The organism is Streptococcus sp. HSISS2 (assembly GCF_000448665.1).
Classification (GTDB): domain Bacteria; phylum Bacillota; class Bacilli; order Lactobacillales; family Streptococcaceae; genus Streptococcus; species Streptococcus raffinosi.
Genome location: NZ_CM002133.1, coordinates 480,437 through 506,781 on the forward strand (window position 1 = coordinate 480,437; position 26,345 = coordinate 506,781).

General features: G+C 40.2%; 20 protein-coding genes and 5 pseudogenes. 20 read left to right on the forward strand and 5 right to left on the reverse strand.

The genetic code is table 11. The annotated features are described in order from the left end of the window. Positions 1–111: 111 nt before the first annotated feature. Positions 112–1,115 (reverse strand): annotated as a pseudogene (locus tag HSISS2_RS02310) (L-lactate dehydrogenase). Between the two features lie 220 nt (positions 1,116–1,335). Between HSISS2_RS02310 and gyrA the strand changes: the two are divergent. From gyrA to HSISS2_RS02335, 5 genes are all read left to right on the forward strand, one after another. Continuing rightward, a complete protein-coding gene (gene gyrA / locus HSISS2_RS02315) occupies positions 1,336–3,807 on the forward strand; it encodes a DNA gyrase subunit A (RefSeq protein WP_021145183.1) in 2,472 nt (823 codons plus the stop codon). Next, on the forward strand, positions 3,807–4,568 hold the full coding sequence (locus tag HSISS2_RS02320) for a class A sortase (RefSeq protein ID WP_008534865.1): 762 nt from the start codon (positions 3,807–3,809) through the stop codon (positions 4,566–4,568). Before gyrA ends, HSISS2_RS02320 begins: the two co-directional genes overlap by 1 nt. A gap of 36 nt (positions 4,569–4,604) precedes the next feature. After that, positions 4,605–5,006, forward strand: coding sequence for a VOC family protein (locus HSISS2_RS02325; protein WP_002887861.1), 402 nt, complete (start codon positions 4,605–4,607; stop codon positions 5,004–5,006). Positions 5,007–5,118: 112 nt separating this feature from the next. Beyond that, positions 5,119–6,087 carry a DUF1002 domain-containing protein gene (locus HSISS2_RS02330; RefSeq protein WP_021145184.1) on the forward strand — a complete coding sequence of 323 codons (969 nt, stop codon included), beginning with the start codon at positions 5,119–5,121 and terminating at the stop codon, positions 6,085–6,087. A gap of 140 nt (positions 6,088–6,227) precedes the next feature. After that, on the forward strand, positions 6,228–7,490 hold the full coding sequence (locus HSISS2_RS02335; protein ID WP_008534859.1) for an NRAMP family divalent metal transporter: 1,263 nt from the start codon (positions 6,228–6,230) through the stop codon (positions 7,488–7,490). A 123-nt stretch (positions 7,491–7,613) separates the two neighbouring features. Here HSISS2_RS02335 and HSISS2_RS02340 read toward each other — a convergent pair whose 3' ends face one another. From HSISS2_RS02340 to yghU, 4 genes and pseudogenes are all read right to left on the reverse strand, one after another. Further along, on the reverse strand, positions 7,614–7,856 hold the full coding sequence (locus HSISS2_RS02340; protein WP_008534857.1) for a type B 50S ribosomal protein L31: 243 nt from the start codon (positions 7,854–7,856) through the stop codon (positions 7,614–7,616). Between the two features lie 105 nt (positions 7,857–7,961). Beyond that, on the reverse strand, positions 7,962–8,894 hold the full coding sequence (locus HSISS2_RS02345; protein WP_021145185.1) for an FAD:protein FMN transferase: 933 nt from the start codon (positions 8,892–8,894) through the stop codon (positions 7,962–7,964). Further along, positions 8,881–9,824, reverse strand: a pseudogene (locus HSISS2_RS02350) (bifunctional oligoribonuclease/PAP phosphatase NrnA). The gene HSISS2_RS02345 and the pseudogene HSISS2_RS02350 overlap by 14 nt, the downstream one beginning before the upstream one ends. A 79-nt stretch (positions 9,825–9,903) precedes the next feature. After that, on the reverse strand, positions 9,904–10,692 hold the full coding sequence (gene yghU, locus HSISS2_RS02355; RefSeq protein ID WP_021145187.1) for a glutathione-dependent disulfide-bond oxidoreductase: 789 nt from the start codon (positions 10,690–10,692) through the stop codon (positions 9,904–9,906). 171 nt (positions 10,693–10,863) lie between these two features. Here yghU and add point away from each other — a divergent pair. The 15 genes and pseudogenes from add (at position 10,864) to dltD (ending at position 26,295) form a co-directional block, all read left to right on the forward strand. Continuing rightward, a pseudogene (gene add, locus HSISS2_RS02360) lies at positions 10,864–11,873 on the forward strand (adenosine deaminase). A gap of 216 nt (positions 11,874–12,089) precedes the next feature. Beyond that, complete coding sequence (locus HSISS2_RS02365) at positions 12,090–12,686, forward strand: thymidine kinase (protein ID WP_002887845.1); 597 nt, start codon at positions 12,090–12,092, stop codon at positions 12,684–12,686. Between the two features lie 37 nt (positions 12,687–12,723). Beyond that, positions 12,724–13,803, forward strand: a complete 1,080-nt coding sequence (prfA, locus tag HSISS2_RS02370; RefSeq protein WP_002887844.1) for a peptide chain release factor 1 — start codon at positions 12,724–12,726, stop codon at positions 13,801–13,803. Then, positions 13,800–14,633, forward strand: a complete 834-nt coding sequence (gene prmC / locus HSISS2_RS02375) for a peptide chain release factor N(5)-glutamine methyltransferase (protein WP_021145190.1) — start codon at positions 13,800–13,802, stop codon at positions 14,631–14,633. The genes prfA and prmC overlap by 4 nt, the downstream gene beginning before the upstream one ends. Further along, entirely contained in the window at positions 14,620–15,225 is a 606-nt protein-coding gene (locus HSISS2_RS02380) for an L-threonylcarbamoyladenylate synthase (RefSeq protein ID WP_021145191.1), read from the forward strand. The genes prmC and HSISS2_RS02380 overlap by 14 nt, the downstream gene beginning before the upstream one ends. Positions 15,226–15,320: 95 nt before the next feature. Beyond that, positions 15,321–16,571 (forward strand): serine hydroxymethyltransferase, encoded by a 1,251-nt coding sequence (glyA, locus tag HSISS2_RS02385; protein WP_021145192.1) that lies wholly within the window; start codon positions 15,321–15,323, stop codon positions 16,569–16,571. Positions 16,572–16,577: 6 nt separating this feature from the next. Then, positions 16,578–17,555, forward strand: a complete 978-nt coding sequence (locus HSISS2_RS02390; protein ID WP_042766915.1) for a nucleoid-associated protein — start codon at positions 16,578–16,580, stop codon at positions 17,553–17,555. Between the two features lies 1 nt (position 17,556). Continuing rightward, positions 17,557–18,168, forward strand: a complete 612-nt coding sequence (locus tag HSISS2_RS02395; RefSeq protein ID WP_042766916.1) for a lysozyme family protein — start codon at positions 17,557–17,559, stop codon at positions 18,166–18,168. A 31-nt stretch (positions 18,169–18,199) separates the two neighbouring features. Further along, a pseudogene (locus tag HSISS2_RS02400) lies at positions 18,200–19,938 on the forward strand (ABC transporter ATP-binding protein). Then, complete coding sequence (locus HSISS2_RS02405) at positions 19,928–21,676, forward strand: ABC transporter ATP-binding protein (RefSeq protein ID WP_021145196.1); 1,749 nt, start codon at positions 19,928–19,930, stop codon at positions 21,674–21,676. The pseudogene HSISS2_RS02400 and the gene HSISS2_RS02405 overlap by 11 nt, the downstream one beginning before the upstream one ends. Before the next feature lie 168 nt (positions 21,677–21,844). Beyond that, positions 21,845–21,976, forward strand: a complete 132-nt coding sequence (locus tag HSISS2_RS02410; protein ID WP_021145197.1) for a teichoic acid D-Ala incorporation-associated protein DltX — start codon at positions 21,845–21,847, stop codon at positions 21,974–21,976. Between the two features lie 8 nt (positions 21,977–21,984). Beyond that, the gene (dltA, locus tag HSISS2_RS02415; RefSeq protein ID WP_021145198.1) at positions 21,985–23,535 is read left to right on the forward strand and encodes a D-alanine--poly(phosphoribitol) ligase subunit DltA; all 1,551 of its coding nucleotides are present in this window, start codon (positions 21,985–21,987) and stop codon (positions 23,533–23,535) included. Then, positions 23,532–24,781, forward strand: a pseudogene (dltB, locus tag HSISS2_RS02420) (D-alanyl-lipoteichoic acid biosynthesis protein DltB). The gene dltA and the pseudogene dltB overlap by 4 nt, the downstream one beginning before the upstream one ends. 13 nt (positions 24,782–24,794) lie before the next feature. Then, positions 24,795–25,034 carry a D-alanine--poly(phosphoribitol) ligase subunit DltC gene (dltC, locus tag HSISS2_RS02425; protein ID WP_002887828.1) on the forward strand — a complete coding sequence of 80 codons (240 nt, stop codon included), beginning with the start codon at positions 24,795–24,797 and terminating at the stop codon, positions 25,032–25,034. Further along, positions 25,027–26,295, forward strand: a complete 1,269-nt coding sequence (dltD, locus tag HSISS2_RS02430; RefSeq protein ID WP_021145200.1) for a D-alanyl-lipoteichoic acid biosynthesis protein DltD — start codon at positions 25,027–25,029, stop codon at positions 26,293–26,295. Before dltC ends, dltD begins: the two co-directional genes overlap by 8 nt. The last annotated feature ends 50 nt before the right edge of the window (positions 26,296–26,345 follow it).

Genomic DNA, 26,345 nt, shown 5'->3' on the forward strand with positions numbered 1-26,345 from the left:
AAACGAATTAAGGTAAAACTAAAAGGACTCAGTCCTGTGCAATACAGAACTAAATCCTTTGGATAAATTAAATGTCTAACTTTTTGGGGTCAGTACATTCGGAGACTTTTTCTAGTTAACTAATGTCACATTAGTTTTTGAAGCTTCTTGGAAGTCTGGGTTTTTCCATGCTTCATCAATGATAGCTTGCAATTCATCAGCTGAAGCTTTCATCTTTTGTTGTTCAGCATCGTTCAATGGGATGTTAACTGGACGTACAATACCGTGTGCACCAACGATAGCAGGTTGACCGATATAAACGTTGCTTACACCATATTGACCTTCTTGGAATACAGACAATGGAAGTACTGCATTTTCATCGTCAAGGATAGCTTTAGTGATACGAGCAAGGGCCACTGCGATACCATAGTATGTAGCACCTTTTTTGTTGATGATTGTGTAAGCTGCATCACGAACACCTTCGAACAATTCAACCAATTCAGCTTCTTGAACGTTTTCTTTGTCTTTAAGGAATTCTTCAAGGTTTACACCAGCGATGTTAGCGTGTGACCAAACGGCAAATTCTGAGTCACCGTGTTCACCCATGATGTAGGCGTGAACTGAACGTGCGTCAACGTCAAGTTTTTCAGCAAGTGCTTGACGGAAACGAGCTGAGTCAAGTGAAGTACCTGAACCTACAACGCGTTCTTTAGGGAATCCTGAGAATTTCCATGTTGCGTAAGTCAATACGTCAACTGGGTTAGCGGCTACAAGGAAGATTCCTTTGAATCCTGATTCAACAACTTGTGTAACGATTGATTTGTTGATGGCAAGGTTTTTACCAACAAGATCAAGACGAGTTTCACCTGGTTTTTGAGGAGCACCAGCAGTGATAACTACAAGGTCAGCATCCGCACAGTCTTCGTATTTAGCTGCATAGATTTTTTAGGTGAAGTGAATGCAAGGGCGTGACTAAGGTCAAGTGCATCACCAACAGCTTTTTCGAACAATTGTGGAATTTCAATGATACCAAGTTCTTGAGCGATACCTTGGTTTACAAGTGCGAAAGCGTAAGATGAACCTACGGCACCGTCACCAACAAGGATGACTTTTTTGTGTTGTTTAGTTGCAGTCATGGTCTAAACATCTCCTTAATTTTTTATTGGGTTACCCCGTACAATGCTTATTCTACCACTTTAAGCGACAGATGTCACGAGATATTAAGTAAATATTGAATGAAAGCGTTTTATGAGACTGAAAAATAAAGCGTTTTATGGTATAATAATATAGAAATTTTCTATGCTCTTTTATTAGAGTTTGGAATGATTTGAATGAAAGAAAAGAGGCATTTTAAAGGTGCAAGATAATAATTTAATTGACGTTAAATTGACATCTGAAATGAAAACGAGTTTTATCGATTACGCCATGAGTGTAATCGTTGCTCGTGCTTTGCCAGATGTTCGTGATGGTTTAAAACCAGTACAACGTCGTATCCTTTATGGAATGAATGAGCTTGGGGTGACACCTGATAAGCCACATAAAAAATCAGCTCGTATCACTGGGGATGTCATGGGTAAATATCACCCACATGGTGACTCATCTATCTATGAGGCTATGGTTCGTATGGCCCAATGGTGGAGCTACCGTTACATGTTGGTTGATGGTCACGGTAACTTTGGTTCTATGGATGGTGACGGAGCCGCCGCTCAGCGTTACACTGAGGCGCGTATGTCAAAATTCGCCTTGGAAATGCTCCGTGATCTCAACAAAAATACTGTTGATTTTCAAGATAACTACGATGGTTCGGAACGTGAGCCAATTGTTCTGCCATCACGTATTCCTAATTTACTTGTTAATGGCGCAACAGGGATTGCCGTTGGTATGGCGACCAATATCCCACCGCACAATCTGTCTGAGACAATTGATGCTGTCAAATTGATGATGGACAATCCTGAGGTCACAACACGTGAGTTGATGGAAGTTCTCCCTGGTCCTGATTTTCCAACGGGTGGTCTGGTCATGGGGAAAACCGGTATTCACCGTGCCTATGAGACTGGTAAGGGCTCTATTGTTCTTCGTTCGCGTACTGAAATTGAAACAACTAAATCAGGTCGTGAGCGTATTGTTGTCACTGAGTTTCCTTACATGGTCAATAAGACCAAGGTTCATGAGCATATCGTTCGTTTGGCCCAAGAAAAACGTGTGGAAGGAATTACAGCAGTCCGTGACGAGTCTTCTCGTGAAGGCGTACGTTTTGTCATCGAAGTGCGTCGTGATGCCTCTGCCAATGTTATCTTGAACAATTTGTTCAAATTGACACAACTTCAGACTAACTTCAGCTTCAATATGTTGGCCATTGAAAAGGGTGTTCCTAAAATCCTTTCTTTGCGTCAAATCTTGGCAGATTATATTGCCCACCAAAAAGAAGTTGTGGTTCGTCGCACACAGTTTGACAAGGATAAGGCTGAGGCACGTGCCCATATTTTAGAAGGTTTATTAATTGCACTCGATCACTTGGATGAAGTGATTGCAATTATTCGTAACAGTCAAACGGATTCGGAAGCGCAAGCTGAGTTGATGGCTCGTTTCGAACTTACCGAACGTCAAAGTCAAGCGATTCTTGATATGCGTTTGCGTCGTTTGACCGGTTTGGAACGTGATAAGATTCAAAACGAATATAATGATCTGTTAGCCTTGATTGCAGACTTGGCCGATATCTTGGCGAAACCTGGACGTGTTATTGCCATTATCAAAGAAGAATTGGATGAGAGCAAGCGAAAATTCGGAGATGCTCGTCGTACCGAACTTATGGTCGGTGAAGTTGTCTCACTTGAAGATGAAGACCTCATCGAAGAAGAAGATGTGGTTATTACGCTTTCAAACAAAGGCTATATTAAACGTTTGGCTCAAGATGAGTTCCGCTCACAAAAACGTGGTGGACGTGGGGTCCAAGGTACTGGTGTTAATGACGATGACTTTGTTCGTGATATTGTTTCAACTAGCACTCATGATCACCTTTACTTTATGACTAACAAAGGGCGTGTATACCGTCTTAAGGGCTATGAAATTCCTGAATATGGTCGTACAGCCAAGGGATTACCAATTGTCAACCTCTTGAAGTTAGACGAGGGTGAGACCATTCAAACGGTGATTAATGCTAAGAGTGATGAAGCTTCTGAAAATAATCACCTAGTCTTTGTGACTCGTCAAGGTTTGGTTAAGCGCACTAAAGAAGCCGAGTTCAAAAACATTCGCCAAAATGGTTTGATTGCCTTAAAACTTAGAGAAGGTGATGAACTAATCAATGTCTTCTTGACTACAGGAAATGAAGAAATTATCATTGGTACTAAGTTTGGATACAGTGTACGCTTCAAGGAAAATACGATTCGAAGCATGGGTCGTATGGCTGCTGGTGTTAAAGGAGTGACTCTTCGTGATGGCGACCAAGTCGTTGGTGCTGCCGCCATTATGGACGACCAAGAAGTATTGATTATCTCTGAAAAAGGTTATGGTAAGCGTACTTCAGCCACTGAATACCCAACTAAGGGGCGTGGCGGTAAAGGTATCAAGACGGCTAATATCACTGATAAGAACGGTCATTTAGCTGGTATTGCTACCGTTTCTGGTAACGAGGACATCATGGTCATGACTGATACAGGTGTTATCATTCGTACAGCAGTTGCCAATATTTCCCAAACTGGACGTGCCACTCAAGGGGTTAAGGTCATGCGTTTGGATAATTCTGCTCGAATTGTAACTTTTGCTTTGGTTGAACCAGAAGAAGTTGTGAAAGCTCCCGAGGCCGTCCAAGAAAGTGGTGATAACTGATGAGCAGAGATAAGAAAAATAAGACAACTAAAAAGCGTCATAAATGTCTTGAAATCCTTCGTTGGGTCTTGATTGTTGTTCTTTTGGTTGTTGGTCTAGCGCTATTTTTCAATAAGTCCATCCGCAACACTGTGATTGCCTGGAACACCAATAAATATCAAGTTAGTAATGTTTCTAAAAAGACAATTGAGAAAAACAAAGAAGCTAAGACTAGCTTTGACTTTGAAAATGTTCAATCAATCAGTACTGGATCCGTTTTGCAAGCGCAAATGGATGCTCAAAAGCTTCCGGTTATTGGTGGTATTGCCATTCCTGAGGTCGGTATCAACCTCCCTATTTTCAAAGGCCTTGGAAATACAGAGTTGACTTACGGTGCAGGAACCATGAAGGAAACTCAAGTCATGGGTGGGGAAAACAATTATGCTCTGGCTAGTCACCATGTTTTTGGTATTGCAGGAGCTTCTGACATGCTTTTTTCACCTCTTGATAGGGCTAAGAAAGGCATGAAGATTTATCTTACGGATAAAAATAAAGTCTACACTTATGTCATTAGTGAGGTTACAGTTGTTCAACCAACTGAAGTAGCGGTGGTTGATGATTCACCTGGTAAGTCAGAAGTTACTCTTGTGACTTGTACAGATGCTGAAGCAACTCAGCGTACAATTGTCAAAGGAGTTTTGAAAACTCAAGTAGAATATGATAAGGCTAATTCAGATATTATTGATGCCTTTAACAAATCATATAACCAATTTCAAAGTTGAGAAAAGGCCGTAAGGCCTTTTTCTAAGGAGGAAAAAGTGTTTTTAAATACGGTACACCATGTTGCCATCATAGTTTCTGATTATGAGCGCTCTCGAGATTTTTATGTCAATAAACTTGGTTTTGAAATCATTAGGGAAAATCATCGTCCCGAGCGTCATGATTATAAGTTAGACTTACGTTGTGGGGCCATAGAGCTTGAAATCTTTGGCAATAAAACGAATGATCCGGCCTATGTGGAGCCACCTCAACGTCCATCCTATCCTGAAGCTTGTGGCTTACGTCATTTAGCATTCAAGGTTTCTCATATAGAGGAAGTTGTAAAAGACTTAGAAGAAAAAGGTATCTCTTGCCAACCTATTCGAAGGGATACGTTTACTGGCGAAAAGATGACTTTTTTTGACGATCCTGATGGTCTTCCTTTGGAGTTGCATGAGTAGTTTTTTGACCTTATTTTTTCAAGTCATGGTATAATTGATTCACGTCTGGCCCTTTTGTCAGTCGCCCTTTAGGAGATTATGGATACTAATCTATTTTCGAAAGGAAAAGCACATGAAATTGAAAAAACTTTTTATTACTGGGGCTGCTCTGTTAGCTTCAGTGACCACCTTTGCTTCAGCTGCTCAAGCAGCCACATCGTCAGACGTTCAAAAGGTTATTGATGAATCTTATGTTCAGCCTGACTATGTCATGGGGTATTCTTTGTCAGAAGACCAACGCAACCAGACCTTGAATTTGTTGGGTTATGATAGCAATAAAGATACCAATGTTAAGACGCTAACGACATCAGCATATGCAAAAATCATGAATGTTGCAGACGATTCTAGTTTACAGTTATATTCTTCGGTTAAAATAGCAAAGCTAGGTGCTAAAGAAACCTTGACTGTTGATATTGTAACGCCACAAAATATCACGAAAATCACTCCAGATATGTACCGTAATGCTGCCACGACACTTGGTATTGAACATGCTAAGATTACAGTAGCAGCACCGATTGCCGTTACTGGTGAAAGTGCCTTGGCTGGTATTTATTATTCCCTTGAGCAAAATGGAGCCAAAGTTTCAGATGAAAGCAAGGAGCTTGCCCAAGAGGAACTTAAAACCCTTTCTCAAATCAATGAGGAAAATTCAGGTAAGAGTAACTATGATGCTGATAAGCTTAATGTAGCCATGACTGATATCAAATCTGCAGTTGCAGATAAAGGCGACAAGTTGACTGAAGATCAAGCTAAAACAATTGTTCAGCAAACCATCAATAACTACAACTTGAATCTTTCTGATAATCAAATCAATCTTTTGGTTAATTTTGCTTTGAATTTATCTAAGTCCTCAATCATCGATAGTGCTAGTTTCAAGTCAAGCTTGAGTTCATTGAAAGATTCTATCGTTTCTAAAGCTGGAAATACCTTCTCTAGCATCAACTTAAAATTTGATGCTAACAAGACACTTGAAAATAGCAAAAATATTTTTGCGCAAATCTGGCAAGCTATCGTAGATTTCTTTACTGGACTTTTTAAATAGTGAAAGAGCTATCCGTTTGGATGGCTTTTTTCGATTTTTCAGAAAATATGTGAAATGCTATTGAAATTATTCCAACAATTGTGTACAATGGTAAGCATCGATTCAGATTATTCTGAAAATTTGTTTTAGGAGATTTTCTTATGTCACAAACAATTGTAACTAGTCAGTCTACCTGGCGTAGTAAAATAAAAGCAATGGGACCCGGTATCCTAATGGCTTCAGCAGCTGTAGGTGGTTCTCATATCGTTTCTTCAACACAAGCCGGAGGTAAGTATGGCTGGGCCTTGTTAGGTTTGGTTATTCTAGCTAATCTCTTTAAATATCCATTTTTCCGTTTTGGTGCGGAATACACAGCAGATACTGGGAAAACTCTAGTTGAAGGGTATGCTGAAAAAGGGAAGTTCTACCTTTGGGTATTCTTCATCCTCAATGTTTTCTCAGCTTTGGTTAATACAGCAGGTGTTGCAATCCTCTGTGCAGCTATCATTGCAAGTGCCTTTCCGATGCTAGGTTTGACTATTACTGTTTGGTCGTTCATCTTGGTTGCTATTATTTGGGGAATGTTGCTCTTTGGAGGGTACAAACTTCTTGATGGTATGGCTAAATGGATCATGTCAGCCTTGACTATCGCAACAGTAGCAGCAGTTATTATTGCGGCAATCAAACACCCAGAGTACAGTGCTGACTTCGTTGAAAAAACACCATGGCAGTTAGCAGCCCTTCCATTTATCGTGTCGCTTCTTGGTTGGATGCCAGCTCCAATCGAAATTTCAGCCATCAACTCACTTTGGTCAGCTGAGAAAAAGAAAACTGTTGATTTTAACACTGATGATGCCCTCTTTGACTTTAACGTTGGTTACATCGGAACAGCTATTCTTGCAGTATTCTTTGTAGCACTCGGTGCTCTAATCCAGTATCCAACTGGTAAACCTGTAGTAGCAGCCTCAGCGGCCTATATCGCACAATTCGTCGGTATGTATGAATCAGTGCTTGGTACTTGGTCTCGCTACTTGATTACTTTCATTGCTTTCTTGTGTATCTTTGGTACCGTTATCACAGTTATTGATGGTTATTCACGTGTAAATGAGATATCTCTACGACTTTTGTTTAACAAGAAAGAATCCAGTGCAACACCTTTGAACGTATGGATGACTTTGACTTCAATTATTGGTCTTATCATCATTATCTTCTTCCAAGGTCAAGTTGGTACCATGCTCCGTTTCGCCATGATTGGTTCATTCTTGACGACACCTTTCTTTGCGCTATTGAACTATGTGCTTGTCACTAAGGCTAAGAAAGATTTTCCAATGTGGTTGAAAGTGCTTGCCATTGCAGGTTTGATTTTCTTGTTCGGATTTGCACTCTTCTTTATCTGGGCTTTGGCTATTGGTAAAGCAGGTTAATAGGATTAAACGGTTTCCATATGGAAGCTGTTTTTATTTTAAAGGAGGGGGTTAGGAGAGATTATAGCCAAGAGAATACAAAAAAACCATTCCAATTGGAATGGCTTAACAACAAGATGTTGCTTATTTGAGACCGTATTTTTTGTTGAAACGATCCACGCGTCCGTCTGCTTGTGTGAATTTTTGACGGCCTGTGTAGAATGGGTGAGAATCTGATGAAATTTCTACACGGATAAGTGGGTAAGTTTCACCTTCGAATTCAACTGTTTCGTTTGAGTACTTAGTTGAACCACTAAGGAATTGGTAACCAGTAGTTGTGTCCATGAATACTACTGGACGGTAATCTGGATGGATATCTTTTTTCATGTTAAAATGTTTCCTTTCTGCCATGGTACTTTTCGCACCATAGTTTTTTTAACTATTCTAGTTTATCAAAACCTTAACTTCTTGACAAGTCTTTTTCCCTATTTTTTAGGAAAGTCGTATCTTGTATACACCGCTTGTTTGAAAGCAGTGGTTATCTTTATCAATAATAATGGCTTCAAGGTCTTCATGGGCACTAACTTCTTGGAAAATATGCTCAAGACTTGACCCAAATAAACGAGTCGTCCAAATTTCACCATCAACTGAAAGTGGAGAAATGATAGTAAGGCTTTCAAGAGTGCTAGTAACAGGATAGCCGGTTTGACTATCAAAAATATGATGATAGGTCTTACCGTCTATTTCAAAAGTACGTTCATAGATTCCAGAAGTGACGACAGATTGGTCTCTGATAGCAAGCACCATGAGATTGGTGTTTCTCGTCTCCTTAGGATTTTGAATACCGATTCGCCATTTATGGTCAGGATTATGGAGAGCTGGTCCGAAGGTTAGAACATTGCCTCCTAGATTTATCAAGGCACTGGTTACTTTTTCAGCTTTGAGAAAGTCTGCAATCCGATCTGCGATATAACCTTTAGCTAAGGCACCCAGATCAATTTTCATTCCCTTCTCTTTGAGGAAGACACTTTGATTTTCCTCGGATAGGACAATGGCATTGGGATTAATAATATCTAGGAGTGGAGCGATTTCTTCAGAAAGTGGAAGTCTGGCATCAGAAAAGCCAATCCGCCAGGTCTGAATGAGAGGACCAATGGCAATATTAAGGTGGCTTCCAACTTGGCAACTATGCCATTTTCCAAGAGAAATCAGTTCGAACAGTTCTGGATGAACGTTTATAGGATGTATACCGGCAGCCTTATTAATCTGCATGAGTTCGGAACTGTCATCATTGGCAGAAAAACGCTTATTATAAAGATTAAGCAGTGCCTCAACTTGATCAAGTAGAGGCTCTGGTTGATTATGATAGATGGAAACATCAATAACAGTTCCCATAAGATGTACACGACGATTAGTGAGTTGCATGGGAAACAGTATCCTTGATTTCTTGATAGATTTGGTCATTTTCCTCTAAGCTGTAGGAATTGGCACCACTGGCAAGTGGGTGTCCACCACCGTCATGACGCTTAGCAATCTCGTTGATGACAATAGACTTACTACGAAGGCGCACACGGTAATGCCCTTCAGGCTGCTCTACGAAAATAGCCCATGATTGAACGGTGTCAATATGACCAGGAGTACCAACAATGGCTGAACTTTCAGCATCTGTGACATTAAAGTTATCAAGCACTTTTCGTGTTAGGACGACTCGAGCTGCTCCATTTTCATCGACTTCAAGATTATCGAAAACATAGCCTTGCAATTTAGCGATTTTGAAGGGAAAACTGTCCATACGACGTGCCATAGCAGAAAAATCGAAGTCGTATTCACGTAGTTTTGCTGCAATGTGAAGTGTTTTTGCAGTTGTCGATGGGAAGAGGAAGCGTCCCGTATCGCCAACTATGCCATTATAGAGAACACGTGCAGCCGCATCTGAAAGGGCTAAACCGACAGTGAGAGCCCAGTCTGTCACAATTTCGCTGGCACTTGAAGCAGTAGTATCAACTAAAAGCAGGTCTCCGTAGGCATCATCGTTAGGATGATGGTCAATTTTGATAAGAAAGTCGCCCTTACTATATCGGTCATCATCAATACGAGGAGTATTGGCGGTATCAGTAATGATAACAAGAGCTCTTTCATAATCCTGATCAGCTACTTCGTCCATCTCAGCAATCCAAGATAGAGTCGGTTCATTGATACCCGTTGCAAGGACCTTTTTATCTGGAAAGTTTGTTTTCAAAATTTCCTTCAAACCTACCTGACTACCGATGGCATCAGGGTCTGGTCGTTGGTGGCGATGAATAATAATAGTGTCATAAGCTTTGATTTTTCTAAAATAGCTTGAAATACAGTCATGAAAATCTCCTTGTGATTTTTTTCTATTATATCATGAATAGAAGCAAAAACGATTAGCCTAGACTAACCGTTACAAAAATTAAATCTCTTTATAATCAACTTCAAGTCCACGCTGAACAGCTGGACGGTTGCTGATCTTGTCAGCCCAAGCTTGAAGATGCTTGTATTCTTTAACGTTAAGGAAGATACCAGCCTTGTCCCAAATCTTATCCTGAGCAAGTCGGCCATACCAAGACCAGATTGCGATATCAGCGATAGTATACTCATCCCCAGCGATATAAGGTTTGGTTGCAAGTTCTTTATCAAGCAAGTCAAGTTGACGTTTGGCTTCCATAGCAAAACGGTTGATGGCGTATTTGATTTTTTCAGGAGCGTAATGGAAGAAGTGACCAAAACCACCGCCTAGGAAAGGTGCAGCGCCTGTTTGCCAAAAGAGCCAGTTGAGAACTTCAGTACGTTTAGCGTGATCAGTTGGAATAAGTTTTCCAAACTTTTCAGCCAAGTAAAGGAGGATGTTAGCTGATTCAAAGACACGAACGGGTTGGTCTTCGGAATAATCCATCATGGCAGGAATCTTTGAATTTGGATTGACAGCAACAAAGTCTGATCCAAACTGGTCACCATCACCAATCTTAATACGATAAGCATCATAACCTGCTTGAGCCACACCGAGTTCTTTAAGTTCTTCTAACATGATAGTTGCCTTGATACCGTTTGGCGTCGGAAGAGTATAGAGTTGGAAAGGTTGATCGCCTTTTGGTAAGGTTTGTTCAAAACAAGCACCAGCAGTCGGTTGGTTAATACCACCCCAGGCTCCTCCCATAGCAGCTGGATTTTCCCAAACTTCGGGTAAAATATAGTCAGACATGATAATTCTCCTTGTATTCTTGATAGTTACATCCTAACAAAATGCTAGTGGCATTTCAAGAATCTGCTACGTCTCATTAGCTCTAGCATCTTGACTTTTTTCTATGGAATGATAATATAGTAAAAATTAATTTTATTTGATTAACAAAAACAAAGATTGGGAGAGAAAAAATTGACAGCTATCGATTTTCATCACTTGGCTAAAACAGAATTGCACTGCCATTTGGATGGTTCTTTGTCAATAGAGACCATTCGTCATCTTGCTAAATTAGCACAGATTGAACTGCCAGAAGATGACGAAGAGCTCAAACACCATGTGACAGCTCCACATACCTGTGAGAGTCTTCTGGATTATTTGGAGGCTTTCGATTACATTCGCCCACTGTTACAGACTAAGGAAGCTTTAACCCTTGCTGCCTATGATGTGGCTAAGCAGGCTGCTCTTGAGAATGTCATCTATATTGAAGTGCGTTTTGCACCTGAATTGTCTATGGATAAGGGGCTGACTGTCGTTGAAACTATCCAAGCTGTATGTCAAGGATTACGTCAAGCTCAGGACGAATTCGGTATTGTGGCTAAGGCTTTGGTTTGTGGAATGCGTCAATCGGATCAAGATTTGACTTCTCGTATCCTTGATGAAGCCAATAAGGTTGAAGAGACTGATTTTGTTGGCTTTGATTTTGCTGGTGATGAGCATCATTATGGACCAAAGGCTATTGAAACTTTGATTGAACAAGTTCAGAATTACGACCGTCCTATGACTTTCCACGCAGGTGAATGTGGCTGCCCAGCCTTCCTAGCTCAGTCTATTGCAATGGGAATCAAGCGTAATGGACATGCGACTATCCTGGCTCAAGAGCCTGAACTTTTGGAAGAATTTGTAAAAATGGTGTCACAGGTGAATTGTGTCTGACAAGTAATCTTCAGACCAAGGCAGCTGTGACTGTTGCTGATTTCCCTTACCTAAAAATGAAAGCAGCGGGGGCAAACATTACGATTAATACGGACAATCGTACCGTTTCTGATACAAACCTAACCAAAGAATACGAACTCTATCACAAGCATTTTAACACTTCTGTTCAAGATTTCTTTGTTCACAATAAGACAGCGATTGAGGCTTCCTTTGCTAGTAATGAAGAGAAAGAAGAACTTCTTGAAAAATTGACTCAGGCTTATTCATAAGAAATAAGGTTAAGATAAAGTAGATGTAAGAGCTAAACGAGTGTAGCTCAAACAGAATGACTAAGTGCTCTGTTAAAAAGGTTGGTACTGATTTTCTTATTTGAGTCAAGAATAAGAAGACAATGTGAATTTTTTCAAAAATTGTTCAGTATCAGGCCCTTTTGCGTCTCGAATTATGATAAAATAAGTACAAAATATATTTTAGAGGAGTCTGGTTTGGCACAGCTTTATTTTCGCTACGGCACCATGAATTCGGGAAAATCTATTGAAATTCTCAAGGTGGCCCATAATTATGAAGAACAGGGAAAACCAGTTGTGCTTATGACCAGTCGTCTGGATAATCGAGATGGTGTAGGTTATATTTCTAGCCGAATAGGTATGAAACGTAAGGCTTATCCAATTGGTAATGACACGGATATTTTTGGATACATTGCTGCTATGAATCCTAGTCCTTATTGTGTTTTGATTGATGAGGCTCAATTTCTGACTCGGGCAAATGTCTACGATTTGGCACGTATTGTTGACGAATTGGATATTCCCGTAATGGCATTTGGCTTAAAAAATGATTTTCAAAACAACCTGTTTGAGGGATCAAAGTATCTCTTGCTTTTATCTGACAAGATTGATGAAATAAAAACCATCTGTCATTACTGCTCTAGGAAGGCAACTATGGTTCTACGCATGGAAAATGGAGAGCCAGTTTATGAAGGGGCACAGGTTCAAATTGGAGGTCATGAGAGTTATATTTCCGTTTGTCGAAAGCACTGGTTTAACCCACCTCGCAAGAAAATAGTTCCTTTGAAAGAGGATTAAAAACGATTATCAGTTATACAAGGAGTAACAGTAACAAATGAACATTTATGATCAGTTGCAGGCGGTTGAAGACCGTTACGAGGAATTAGGAGAGCTACTTAGTGACCCTGAGGTTGTTTCGGATACTAAGCGTTTTATGGAATTGTCTCGTGAGGAGGCTAATACCCGTGAAACTGTAACAGTTTACCGTGAATACAAGCAAGTTATCCAAAACATCACAGATGCTGAGGAGATGATTAAGGAAGCAAGCGGTGATCCTGACTTGGAAGAAATGGCTAAGGAAGAACTCAAAGAATCCAAAGCCGCTAAAGAGGAGTACGAAGAACGTTTGAAAATTCTTCTCTTGCCAAAAGACCCTAATGATGACAAGAATATCATCCTTGAAATCCGTGGGGCTGCAGGTGGTGATGAAGCAGCTTTGTTTGCGGGAGACCTCTTAAATATGTACCAAAAATACGCTGAAACACAAGGTTGGCGCTTTGAGGTCATGGAAGCATCATATAATGGTGTCGGAGGTATCAAAGAAGTGGTTGCCATGGTTTCAGGACAATCAGTCTACTCTAAACTCAAATATGAATCGGGAGCGCACCGTGTACAACGTGTCCCTGTGACTGAGAGCCAAGGACGTGTCCATACTTCAACGGCAACTGTCTTGGTCATGCCAGAAGTTGAAGAAGTGGATTATGAAATTGATCCTAAAGACCTTCGTGTTGATATCTATCACGCTTCTGGTGCTGGTGGTCAGAACGTCAATAAGGTTGCGACTGCCGTTCGTATGGTCCATATTCCAACTGGCATTAAGGTTGAAATGCAAGAAGAACGTACGCAACAGAAAAACCGTGATAAAGCCATGAAGATTATTCGTGCCCGTGTGGCTGACCACTTCGCACAGATTGCTCAAGATGAACAAGATGCTGAACGTAAATCGACTGTTGGTACAGGGGATCGTTCAGAGCGTATCCGTACGTACAACTTCCCACAAAACCGTGTGACAGATCACCGTATTGGTTTGACCCTTCAAAAACTAGATACGATTTTAGCTGGTAAACTAGATGAAGTTGTTGATGCTTTGGTTCTTTACGATCAAACACAAAAATTGGAAGAACTTAACAAATGATTCTGGCAGATGCCTTAGCAGGCTATGAGAAGGAACTTGGGGCTGTTGGAGAAGAGCCAGAGGCTCTGTCCTTTGTCTATCGTGGTTTGAAACATTGGGATTTGACGCAATTTGTTCTTCATCTACGACAAGAAGTTTCAGAGGAAGACGAAAAGCTTCTTTCTAGTATCTTTAATCAACTAAAAGCGCATAAACCTGCTCAGTATATCCTAGGTTTTGAAGATTTTCATGGCTTACGTTTTCAAGTTGATGAGCGTGTTTTGATTCCTCGTCCTGAAACTGAGGAATTAGTGGAGCTAATTTTGGTGGAAAACCCAAAGACAGAGCTTAAGGTTCTTGATATTGGAACTGGGAGTGGTGCTATTGCAGTGTCTCTGAAAGAGAGTTGTCCTCTTTGGCAAGTGACAGCCAGTGACTTGTCTGTGGATGCTTTAGAACTTGCTAGAGAAAATGCCAAGCTCAACCAAGTAGACATCAGTTTTATTCAATCGGATGTTTTTGAAAATATTTCTGGTAGTTTTGATATTATTGTGTCCAATCCTCCCTATATTTCTGAAAATGATAAGAACGAAGTTGGTTTAAATGTCTTGACTAGTGAGCCCAAGTTGGCTTTGTTTGCTGATGAAGATGGCCTTGCCATTTATAGACAGATTATTGAGAGGGCTGCTAAGCATCTAAGTCCTCAAGGAAAACTCTATTTTGAGATTGGCTATAAGCAGGGCAGTGATTTGAAGAAACTCTTGTCTCTACATTTTCCAGATAAGTGTGTGCGTGTCCTTAAGGACCAATTTGGGCAGGATAGAATGGTTGTGATGGATGATGGAAACTAACACGGATTTAAAAGCAATCTTGGCAAATGGAGGGGCAGTCGTCCTTCCCACAGAGACGGTTTATGGTCTTTTTGCTAGAGCTTTGGACGAGAAGGCGGTCAATCATGTCTATGAGCTAAAAAATCGTCCTAGGGATAAGGCTATGAATTTGAATGTCGCTTCTTATGAAGATATATTGACCTATTCAAAAGAGCAACCCGACTATCTCAAAAAACTTTACGATGCTTTTTTGCCTGGACCTTTGACCATCATTTTAAAAGCTAATGACCAAGTACCTAAGTGGATTAATTCGGGTTTGGCGACGGTTGGCTTTCGCTTGCCAAACCATCCTGTGACTAGAGAATTGATTCAAGCTGAAGGACCTCTGATTGGTCCATCCGCTAACAAGTCGGGAATGGCAAGTGGCCGTTATTTTGACCACATCAGAGCGCAGTTTGATTTTCAGGTGACAGGCTATCAAGATGATGATGCCCTGTTGGGCCTAGATTCGACGATTTTGGACCTGTCTGTTACTCCAGCAAGAATACTTAGACAGGGAAAGATTACAAAAGATGACCTATTGGCAGCTCTACCAGAGTTGACCATAGAATAAATGACTAACAGTGACCCGGGAAAGTGTGAGAAAACTTTCAGTTGTGTATGGGTGAGTTGAGAAAAACCCATTAGACCAATAAATAGGAGATTTCAATGATTTTTGACAAAGAAGATTACAAAGCATTTGACCCTGAACTTTGGGAAGCCGTTGCCAAAGAAGAAGAACGCCAGCAGAACAATATTGAATTGATTGCTTCTGAAAATGTCGTTTCTAAGGCTGTTATGGCGGCTCAAGGAACACTTTTGACCAACAAATACGCTGAAGGCTATCCTGGTAAGCGTTACTACGGTGGTACAGATGTTATTGATGTGGTTGAAACCCTTGCTATTGAACGTGCTAAGAAACTTTTTGGTGCAAAATTTGCCAATGTACAACCTCACTCAGGTAGTCAGGCCAATGCTGCTGTTTACATGTCTTTGATTCAACCAGGTGACACTGTGATGGGGATGGATTTGTCAGCTGGTGGTCACTTGACACATGGTGCGCCAGTTAGTTTCTCTGGTAAGACTTATCACTTCGTTGCTTACAATGTTGATAAGGAAACTGAGCTTCTTGATTATGATGCTATCCTTGCTCAAGCAAAAGAAGTAAAACCAAAACTTATTGTTGCGGGGGCTTCAGCTTACTCACGTATCATTGATTTTGCTAAATTCCGTGAAATCGCTGATGCAGTAGGTGCTTATCTCATGGTAGATATGGCTCATATTGCTGGTCTTGTGGCATCAGGCCATCATCCAAGTCCAGTACCTTACGCACATGTGACAACCACAACAACTCACAAGACTCTCCGTGGTCCTCGTGGTGGATTGATCTTGACTAATGATGAAGACATTGCTAAGAAAATCAATTCTGCCGTCTTCCCTGGTTTGCAAGGTGGTCCTTTGGAACACGTTATTGCAGCTAAGGCTGTTGCCCTTAAAGAAGCACTTGACCCTGCCTTTAAGGAATACGGTGAAAATGTCATCAAGAACGCCGCAGCTATGGCAGATGTTTTCAATCAACATCCAGACTTCCGTGTCATTTCAGGCGGAACAAATAATCACCTCTTCTTGGTCGATGTGACTAAGGTTGTTGAAAATGGTAAGGTTGCTCAAAATGTTCTTGAAGAAGTGAATATTACCTTGAACAAAAATGGTATTCCTTATGAACAATTGTCACCATTCAAAACATCTGGTATTCGTGTAGGTAGCCCAGCTATTACAAGTCGTGGTATGGGTGAAGCTGAGAGCCGTAAGATTGCTGAGTTGATGATCCAAGCTTTGGAAAATCACGACAAACCAGAAGTTTTGGAACGCATTCGTGGTGAAGTCAAAACACTTACAGATGCCTTTCCACTTTATTAAGGGATTATGTTAGATTTATATATTAAACACATTATCATTCATCAGTTTTCGCCAAATGATACGGAGCTGGTATTGGCAGAAGCGCCTCTTGAAATAACACCACGTTTGGATGAGTATTTCCGGAAGAAACTGTCAAAAGTTTTCTCGGATGAGGCTAAACGTGGGTATTTCGAAGCAGAAAATGTTTTCATCAGTCATCTAGGGGATGATTTGATGGAAAGTTCTGTCAAAATTGCCCAACTTTGGAAGGAAGAATTTGTCATTTCTGAAGATCAAAAGACCAATGATTTGGTCTTTATTCAGTTTGACAAAGAAGGACAAGAGTATTTTGCATTCTTGCGCATTGCCCTAAAGGACAGTTTGATTCATTCTTTGGGAGATAGCCAGCATCCAATTCAATTGTCACAAAATAATCTGCCTTCTGCGGCTCAGACACCAGATGAAGCTTTGATAATTAACCGTAGCAGTAAGCAGTATTATCTGATTGAAAAGCGTATCAAACACAACGGTAGTTTTGCCAATTATTTCTCTGAAAACCTCTTGCAGGTCCAACCTGAACAGTCTGTCAAGAAGTCAATTAAGATGGTTGAAGACACGGCTCAAAAAATTGCTGAGAATTTTAATCAAGATGACTTTAACTTCCAAGGAAAAATGAAATCGGCTATTTTCAATAATTTGGAAGAAGACCAGGAATTGTCTCCTGAAAAATTGGCAGACCAGCTTTTTGATAATAATTTGACAGCTCGTTTGACCTTCGTTGATGAGCTTAAAGAGGCTATTCCTGAGCCTATTTCGGTCTCAGATATTGACCATTCTCGTCAAATTAAGAAATTAGAGAATCAAAAGCTATCGTTATCAAACGGAATTGAGTTAATTGTGCCTAATAACGTCTATCAGGATGCTAATAGTGTTGAGTTTATTCAAAATCCTGATGGCACCTATTCAATTCTCATCAAAAATATCGAGGATATCATCAATAAATAATATGTTTAAATGGATAAGACGTCTGGTGGTTCTTGTGCTAGTCTTCTTTCTAGGAATTCAAGCCTATCGTCTGCATGCCAATATACAACATGTCTTAGCTTATGAATCCATGGTTAAGGAAGTGTTGGCAGAGGATGATGTTGATAATACAACCAATGTAGATTTGGTCCTAGCAATGATTTACACAGAAACCAAGGGGAAGACAGATGACGTGATGCAGTCCAGTGAAAGTTCTTCAGGGGTTACTAACTCCATCAAAAATCGAAAAGAAAGTATTCGTCAGGGGGTGACAGTACTTTCAGAGAACCTGGAAGAGGCTGCCCACCATAAGGTGGATCCTTGGACAGCAGTGCAAGCCTATAATTTTGGTAAGGCCTATATTGATTATGTAGCTGATAATGGTGGAGTAAACACTGTTGAACTAGCAAAGGCCTATTCTAAAAATGTCGTTGCTCCAAGTCTTGGAAATACCAGTGGAAAGACCTACACCTATTACCAACCAGTTGCCATGTACTATGGTGGTGGAAAGCTTTATACAAATGGCGGAAATATTTATTACGCTAAGGAAGTACAGTTTAATCTCTTTTTGATGCGTATGTTCTCACGTCTCTAAGAGTGGCTACTTCATTTTTAAGGAAAGACCAATGAAAGCATTATTAGTTTATTTTAGGGGATATGTCAAAGACAGTATCCTGGGACCCGTGTTTAAATTAATCGAAGCCTGTTTTGAACTCCTCGTTCCGCTAGTGATTGCTGGAATTGTCGACACAACTATTCCGAATAAAGACCAAAATCATCTGTTTATGATGATTTTTCTCTTGTTTGGACTTGCCTTTGTTGGCGTTGTTGTTGCTGTTTCAGCTCAGTATTTTTCATCTCGAGCAGCAGTTGGCTATGCGCAAGGTTTGACCAATAATCTTTATGCCAAAATCATGCGATTATCAAAGGAAAAGCGTGATGAGATAGGAACTTCGAGTTTGGTGACACGCCTAACTGGTGACACTTTTCAGATTCAAACGGGGATTAATCAATTTTTACGACTCTTTTTGAGAGCTCCCATTATTGTGACAGGTGCTATTATTATGGCATTTCGGATTAGCCCACGCTTGACCCTCTGGTTCCTTGGTATGGTTCTAGTGTTGACGCTTATTATTGTGGTGGCAAGCCGTATCGTCAATCCCCTATATGCTAAAATTCGGGTGATTAATGAGTCAATTGTTACTAGTACTCGTCAGCAACTTGAAGGAATGAGGGTTATCCGAGCCTTCGGACAGAGTGAGTGTGAGTTAGATAACTTTACAACTGTAAATAAAGACTTGAAGACCTGGCAACTCAAAACTGGGGTTATAGCAAGTCTCATTAGTCCTTTGACTTTTTTGGTTGTTAATATGACCTTAATTGCCATTCTTTGGCAAGGAAATCTCCAGATTCAAGGTGGACTCTTGACGCAAGGAATGCTGATTGCCTTGGTTAATTACCTCTTGCAAATTTTGACGGAGCTCCTTAAATTAGCCATGATGTTAACTAATCTCAATCAAAGTTTTATATCAGCTAAACGTGTAGAAACTATTTTCAATCTTGAGGATGAGGACATTAAGGCACCTTTAACAATTAAGAAGGCTGATCAAGAAGCGTTGGTGCTTGCTATAGACCAGATTTCCTTTACCTATCCGACAGCTAGTCAGCCATCTCTTCAGGGGATTAACCTTAGACTGACCGAAGGAGAGTCTCTAGGCATTATTGGAGGTACAGGTTCGGGTAAATCGACCTTGGTCAACTTAATCATGAACTTATATCAACCTCAGCTTGGCAGCTTAACCATCTTTAATAATCAAGCATCACCAAAAATCTAAAGGAATGGCGTTCTTGGGTGGCCTATGTCCCTCAAAAAGCTGAGTTATTTAGAGGAACCATTCGTTCTAATCTGACCCTGGGACTTAAGCATGAACCTAGCGACCAGGAACTATGGCATGCGCTTGACATGGCTCAAGCTGCTGACTTTGTTCGAGATAAGGAACTTGGTTTAGATGAGCCAGTCGAGTCATTTGGCCGTAATTTTTCTGGTGGTCAACGTCAGCGTCTGACTATTGCGCGTGCTTTGATGAGACCAGCACCTTTTTTGATTTTGGATGATTCAACCTCAGCATTGGATTATTTGACTGAAAGTCGACTATTAGCAGCCATAAGAGAAAATCTTACATCAACCAGCTTGATCATTATTTCGCAAAGAACCAATAGTTTAAAAGCTGTAGATCAGATTTTGGTTCTTGATAAGGGCCATCAACTTGGTCTGGGTAATCATGAAGAATTGCTTGCCACTAACAAACTTTATCAAGATATTCATTATTCTCAGCATCAAAAGGAGGCTGCTGATGAAAGCTAGAAATAATAAGTCAACGCTTAGACGTCTCAGTCGAGACATCTTAAGTCAGCGCTCTCTCTTAGTCATAGCGACTGTTGGTACTATTATTCAGGTTGCTTTAACGGTTTATTTACCTATTTTGATTGGTGATGCAGTGGATGCTGTTCTTAAAAAGAATGCTGTCCTTCTAATATCAAGTTTAATATGGCAAATGCTTGCGGTTATCGTAGCTAATAGTGCTATCCAGTGGCTAAATCCTTTGATTTATAACCGTTTGATATATTCTTACAGCGAGAGTTTGCGTGAGAGGGTTATGATGAAAATTCATGCCCTGCCTCTCAGTTACCTTGATCGTCAAGGAACTGGAGATATGGTTAGTCGTGTGACGACTGATAGTGACCAACTGAACAATGGACTTCTCATGGTTTTTAACCAATTTTTCGTTGGTCTCTTAACCATTTTTGTCATTATCATTACCATGGCTCGCTTAGACTGGTTCATGATGCTTCTGGTTCTGGTGATGACCCCTTTGTCTGTCCTTGTCGCTCGCTTCATTGCCAGAAAAAGTTATCAACTTTATCGACATCAGACCAAGTGGCGAGGGATGCAGACCCAGCTGATTGAGGAAAGTCTTACCCAAGAAGCTCTGGTCCAAAGTCTAAATGCCCAAAGTCAGATGGTCCGAAACTTTAGAGAAGTCAATGGTAAGTATGCTGCTTATTCAAGGGGGGCAATCTTTTATTCATCAGCGGTCAATCCGGCCACTCGCTTTGTCAATAGCCTTATTTATGCGCTGATTGCAGGTGTCGGAGCTTACCGTATCATGTCAGGTGGTGCTTTTACAGTCGGCCAATTAACAACCTTTCTCAACTATGTCACGCAATACACAAAACCTTTCAATGATATTTCATCAGTTCTTTCAGAGCTTCAAAGTGCTCTTGCCTGTGCTGATCGTCTCTATATGATTTTGGATGAAAATGAAATCCCAGAAACGGGTCATTTGGTTTTGAAAGAGGAAGACGTGCAGGGACAATTTCAATTTGACCATATTCAATTTGGTTACTTATCAAACAAACCTCTTATCAAGGATTTGAGCATTGATATTCCTGCTGCAAGTACTGTTGCAATCGTTGGTCCGACAGGAGCAGGTAAATCAACCCTTATCAATCTTTTGATGCGCTTTTATGATTTAGACAAGGGCCAATTGCGACTGGATGGCAGATCGATTACAGATTACACTCGAGAAAGTCTTCGTAAACAGATTGGTATGGTGTTACAAGAGACCTGGCTTGAAGTTGGGACTATCCATGATAATATCGCCTACGGCAACCCCAAAGCTAGCCGAGAGGAAGTTATAGCTGCAGCTAAAGCCGCAAATGCTGACTTCTTTATTAATCAGTTACCTCAAGGCTATGACACTTATCTAAGTGATGCGGGTCAATCTCTTTCTCAAGGGCAACGTCAGCTACTGACTATCGCTCGTATATTTGTTAATTTGCCTAAGATTCTTATCTTAGATGAAGCAACCTCAAGTATTGATACCCGTACGGAGCTTCTCATTCAGGAGGCGTTCGCTAAACTAATGAAGGGCCGAACGAGTTTCATCATTGCCCATAGACTCTCAACCATTGAAAATGCCGATCTTATTTTAGTCATGAATAATGGGGATATTGTTGAGTACGGAACTCATCATCAACTAATGAAAGCTAAGGGTATGTATTATCAAATGCAGACAGCCCAAAAGACACAAAATAGTTAAAACTAACAGAGCTTTTTTAGCTCTGTTTTTAAGATATTTAGGGTATTAGTTTGTGCAAAAATAACTAGTGATGAAATTGAATAATTTTTGCTTTTTTATTGGAAATAATAAGAATAAGATGGTAAACTAGAGTGGATATTATATAAAAAGAAGGTATCGAAAATTAGAATGTTAAAAAACAAAAATGTCCTTGTTTTTTGGGGACAAACCTTGCTTTATTTCATCATTTTTATGGCCCTAATATATCTCTACAATTACCTGGGACAAGGTCAAGGTAATTTTATCTATAACGAATTCTAGGAAGAATAATGACGAACACAAAAATTAAAGATATGCTTGAAACGATTGAGCAATTTGCTCAATCTCAACCAGACTTTCCTGTTTACAATATTCTTGGGGAAGTCCATACTTACGGTGACCTAAAGGCTGATTCAGATAGCCTAGCTGCTAAGATTGATAGTCTTGATATTCCAGAAAAATCACCAGTTGTGGTTTATGGTGGTCAAGAGTATGAGATGTTGGCAACCTTCGTTGCTCTAACTAAATCTGGTCATGCCTATATTCCAATTGATAGTCACTCAGCTCTTGAGCGTGTGACAGCTATTGTTGAAGTGGCCGAGCCGAGTCTGATTATTGCTATTAACGATTTTCCACTAGAGGATGTTAAAGCGCCAATTGTGACTCTAGATCAAGTGAAGGCAAGCTTCGCTAACAAGTCTAGTTATGAAGTGACCCATCCTGTTAAGGGTGATGATACTTATTACATCATCTTTACATCTGGAACGACGGGTAAACCTAAAGGCGTACAGATTTCGCACGATAATCTCCTTAGTTTCACCAACTGGATGATTACGGACAAGGAGTTTGCGACTCCAAAACGCCCACAAATGCTGGCCCAACCACCTTACTCATTTGACTTATCAGTGATGTATTGGGCGCCGACTTTGGCACTTGGAGGTACACTCTATGCGCTTCCTTCAGCTATTACTCAGGACTTCAAAAAGCTCTTTGAAACGATTTTCTCACTTCCAATTGCTATTTGGACCTCAACACCATCCTTTGCTGATATGGCCATGTTGTCTGAAGATTTCAATGCAGAGAAGATGCCAGAGATTACGCATTTCTATTTCGATGGAGAAGAGTTAACCGTTAAAACAGCTCAAAAACTTCGCCAACGTTTCCCAGAAGCACGTATTATCAATGCTTATGGTCCAACAGAAGCAACCGTAGCCTTGTCGGCTGTAGCAGTAACTGATGAAATGTTAGCTAATCTTAAACGCCTGCCAATTGGTTATACCAAGGAAGATTCACCGACTTATATTATCGATGAGGATGGAAATATCCTTCCAAATGGTCAACAGGGTGAAATCATCGTATCAGGTCCAGCAGTTTCAAAAGGTTACATGAACAATCCTGAAAAGACTGCGGAAGCTTTCTTTGAGTTTAATGGACTTCCTGCCTACCATACTGGTGATGTGGGTACTATGACTGATGAGGGTCTCCTTCTTTACGGAGGACGTATGGACTTCCAGATTAAGTTCAATGGTTTCCGTATTGAGTTAGAGGATGTTTCACAAAACCTTAACAAGTCTAAGTACATCGATTCAGCAGTAGCTGTACCACGTTACAATAAGGACCATAAGGTTCAGAATCTCTTGGCTTATGTCATTCTTAAGGATGGCGTTCGTGAGCAGTTTGAACGTGATATTGATATTACCAAGGCGATCAAGGCTGACTTGGAAAACATCATGATGTCTTACATGATGCCAACTAAGTTCCTCTATCGTGAGAGCCTGCCTTTGACACCAAATGGGAAGATTGATATCAAGGGGCTTATCAGTGAGGTCAACAACCGATGATAGACTTCTTGAAACAGCTTCCTCATTTAGAGGCCTATGGTAATCCTTTCTATTTCATCTATCTTGGACTAGCTTTATTACCGATTTTTGTAGGACTCTTCTTTAAAAAGCGTTTTGCGATTTACGAATGTTTGGTTAGTTTAGCTTTCATTGTTTTAGCCTTGACGGGTACCCATGCGAGTCAACTATTAGCCTTGCTTTTCTATATCGTATGGCAAATTATTTGGGTATACTCCTACAAACGTTACCGTAGTCAAAAGGATAATAAATGGGTCTTTTACCTGCACTCCTTTCTTGTGGTTCTACCTTTAGTTTTTGTTAAGGTTGAGCCAGCTATTAATGGTAACCAGTCGCTTTTTAACTTCCTTGGTATTTCTTACCTCACTTTCCGTGCAGTAGGTATGATTATCGAGATGCGTGATGGGGTGCTTAAAGAGTTCACACTAGGAGAATTTCTCCGATTCATGCTCTTTATGCCGACCTTCACAAGTGGTCCCATTGATCGCTTCAAACGCTTTAATGATGACTATCAAGCTATTCCTGAGCGTGATGAGCTGTTGAATATGTTAGAGCAAGCTGTAAAGTATATTATGCTTGGTTTTCTCTATAAGTTTGTTTTGGCTCAGATTTTTGGAAGTATGCTTTTACCACCATTAAAAGCACAAGCCTTGAGCCAGGGCGGTATCTTTAATCTACCAACGCTTGGTGTCATGTATGTTTATGGGTTTGATCTCTTCTTTGATTTTGCTGGCTACTCTATGTTTGCCCTCGCAGCATCTAATCTCATGGGGATTAAGAGCCCAATCAACTTTGACAAGCCTTTTATTTCACGTGATTTGAAAGAATTTTGGAACCGTTGGCATATGAGTTTGTCTTTCTGGTTCCGTGACTTTGTCTTTATGCGTATGGTTATGGTTTTGATGAGGAATAAGGTTTTTAAAAATCGTAATACCACATCAAACGTGGCCTATGTTCTCAATATGTTGGTAATGGGATTCTGGCATGGGGTTACCTGGTACTATATTGCCTACGGTATTTTCCATGGTATCGGTCTAGGTATTAACGATGCTTGGTTCCGTAAAAAGAAAACTATTAATAAAGAACGTAAAAAGCAGGCCTTGAGCCTCTTCCTGATAACAAATGGACAAAGGCTTTAGGAATCTTTATCACATTTAACACTGTTATGTTGTCATTCTTGATTTTCTCAGGATTCTTGAATGAACTTTGGTTCACTAAAAATAAGTAAAGGAAATATAAAAATGGATGTAAAATCTCAAGTTATTGAAATTATTGATGAGCTTTTCATGGAAGATGTTTCTGACATGATGGATGAAGATCTCTTCGACGCTGGTGTCCTTGATTCAATGGGGACTGTTGAACTTATTGTTGAATTGGAATCACGTTTCGATATTCGTGTGCCAGTTTCAGAATTTGGTCGTGATGATTGGAACACTGCCAATAAGATTGTTGAAGGGGTAACGGAGCTTCGCAATGCTTAAGCGTTTATGGCGGATTTTTGGTCCAGTAATTTGTGCTCTTGTCTTAGTAGTAGTGGTTATTTATTGCTATCCACAAGGCAGAAAACATAATTATCAGACTGATAAACGTAATGCAGTGACACTGACGACAGCTAACTTTAAGAGTCGTATTAATAAGACTAATGCCCTTTCCAATAAAGAACATCGTTTTGTACCTTTCTTTGGTTCTAGTGAGTGGTTACGTTTTGATGCCCTTCATCCAGCAGTTTTAGCTGAAAAATACAATCGTAACTATCGTCCATATTTTATTGGACAACGTGGCGCTGCCTCTTTAAACCAGTATCTTGGGATGCAACAAATGCTTCCTGAACTCAAAAATGGTACAGCTGTTTACGTCTTGTCTCCTCAATGGTTCACTAAGAAGGGTTACAATTCAGCAGCCTTTCAACAGTTCTTCAGTAATGATCAGCTCAGTAGTTTCTTGAATCAAAATGAAACTGATGAGAATTCAGAGTATGCTGCAAAGCGTATCTTAGAGATGAAGCCTGAGATTGCGATGAAGTCTCAACTTACTAAGGTCGCAAAAGGTCAAGAACTAAACGCTTTTGATAAGACTTATGTACAATTCTTGGCTGAGCTTAATAAACGTGAAGACGCCTTATTTAGTCCATTTGCAGCACCAAATAATGCCAATTACGATAAAAAAGTTCTTCCCTATTTAAAAGAATTGCCTGATGAATTTTCTTATGAAGCCCTTGATCAAGTTGCAGTAAGAGATGCGGAAGAACATACGAAATCAAATAGCTTTGGTATTGATGATCGTTTCTATAAGAAACGCTTGTCTAAAAAAATTGGCAAGCTTAAAGGCTTCCAAGAACACCTTTCTTATGAAGTTTCACAAGAATACGGTGACCTACAATTGGTTCTCAATCAATTTGCTAAATTAAAAACTAATGTTATCTTTGTCATTCCACCAGTCAATAGTAAGTGGATGGCCTATACAGGACTTAACCAGGAAATGTATGATGCAACAGTTTTGAAGATTCGTTATCAATTGGAAAGTCAAGGTTTTACCAATATTGCTGACTTCTCAAAAGATGGAGATCAAGCTTACTTTATGCAAGATACCATTCATATGGGCTGGAAAGGTTGGGTAGCCTTTGATAAGGCTGTTGATCCTTTTGTAAGTAATCCAACACCTGCCCCAAGCTATAACTTGAATGATCGTTTTTATAGCAAGGATTGGGCAAACTACACAGCCAACCCAAATGAATTCAAGTAATATTGTTTAACAAAAAAGGCCTAGATAAGGCCTTTTTGTTATGGGTAAAA

Coding starts and splice junctions, on each gene's coding strand:
- dltC (WP_002887828.1), top strand. CDS start 24,795: ATGGATGTAAAATCTCAAGTTATTGAAATTATTGATGAGCTTTTCATG.
- HSISS2_RS02395 (WP_042766916.1), top strand. CDS start 17,557: ATGTTTAAATGGATAAGACGTCTGGTGGTTCTTGTGCTAGTCTTCTTT.
- HSISS2_RS02345 (WP_021145185.1), bottom strand. CDS start 8,894: ATGCAACTCACTAATCGTCGTGTACATCTTATGGGAACTGTTATTGAT.
- HSISS2_RS02330 (WP_021145184.1), top strand. CDS start 5,119: ATGAAATTGAAAAAACTTTTTATTACTGGGGCTGCTCTGTTAGCTTCA.
- HSISS2_RS02405 (WP_021145196.1), top strand. CDS start 19,928: ATGAAAGCTAGAAATAATAAGTCAACGCTTAGACGTCTCAGTCGAGAC.
- glyA (WP_021145192.1), top strand. CDS start 15,321: ATGATTTTTGACAAAGAAGATTACAAAGCATTTGACCCTGAACTTTGG.
- dltD (WP_021145200.1), top strand. CDS start 25,027: ATGCTTAAGCGTTTATGGCGGATTTTTGGTCCAGTAATTTGTGCTCTT.
- yghU (WP_021145187.1), bottom strand. CDS start 10,692: ATGTCTGACTATATTTTACCCGAAGTTTGGGAAAATCCAGCTGCTATG.
- prmC (WP_021145190.1), top strand. CDS start 13,800: ATGATTCTGGCAGATGCCTTAGCAGGCTATGAGAAGGAACTTGGGGCT.
- HSISS2_RS02390 (WP_042766915.1), top strand. CDS start 16,578: ATGTTAGATTTATATATTAAACACATTATCATTCATCAGTTTTCGCCA.
- HSISS2_RS02380 (WP_021145191.1), top strand. CDS start 14,620: ATGATGGAAACTAACACGGATTTAAAAGCAATCTTGGCAAATGGAGGG.
- dltA (WP_021145198.1), top strand. CDS start 21,985: ATGACGAACACAAAAATTAAAGATATGCTTGAAACGATTGAGCAATTT.
- HSISS2_RS02335 (WP_008534859.1), top strand. CDS start 6,228: ATGTCACAAACAATTGTAACTAGTCAGTCTACCTGGCGTAGTAAAATA.
- prfA (WP_002887844.1), top strand. CDS start 12,724: ATGAACATTTATGATCAGTTGCAGGCGGTTGAAGACCGTTACGAGGAA.
- HSISS2_RS02340 (WP_008534857.1), bottom strand. CDS start 7,856: ATGAAAAAAGATATCCATCCAGATTACCGTCCAGTAGTATTCATGGAC.
- HSISS2_RS02410 (WP_021145197.1), top strand. CDS start 21,845: ATGTTAAAAAACAAAAATGTCCTTGTTTTTTGGGGACAAACCTTGCTT.
- HSISS2_RS02320 (WP_008534865.1), top strand. CDS start 3,807: ATGAGCAGAGATAAGAAAAATAAGACAACTAAAAAGCGTCATAAATGT.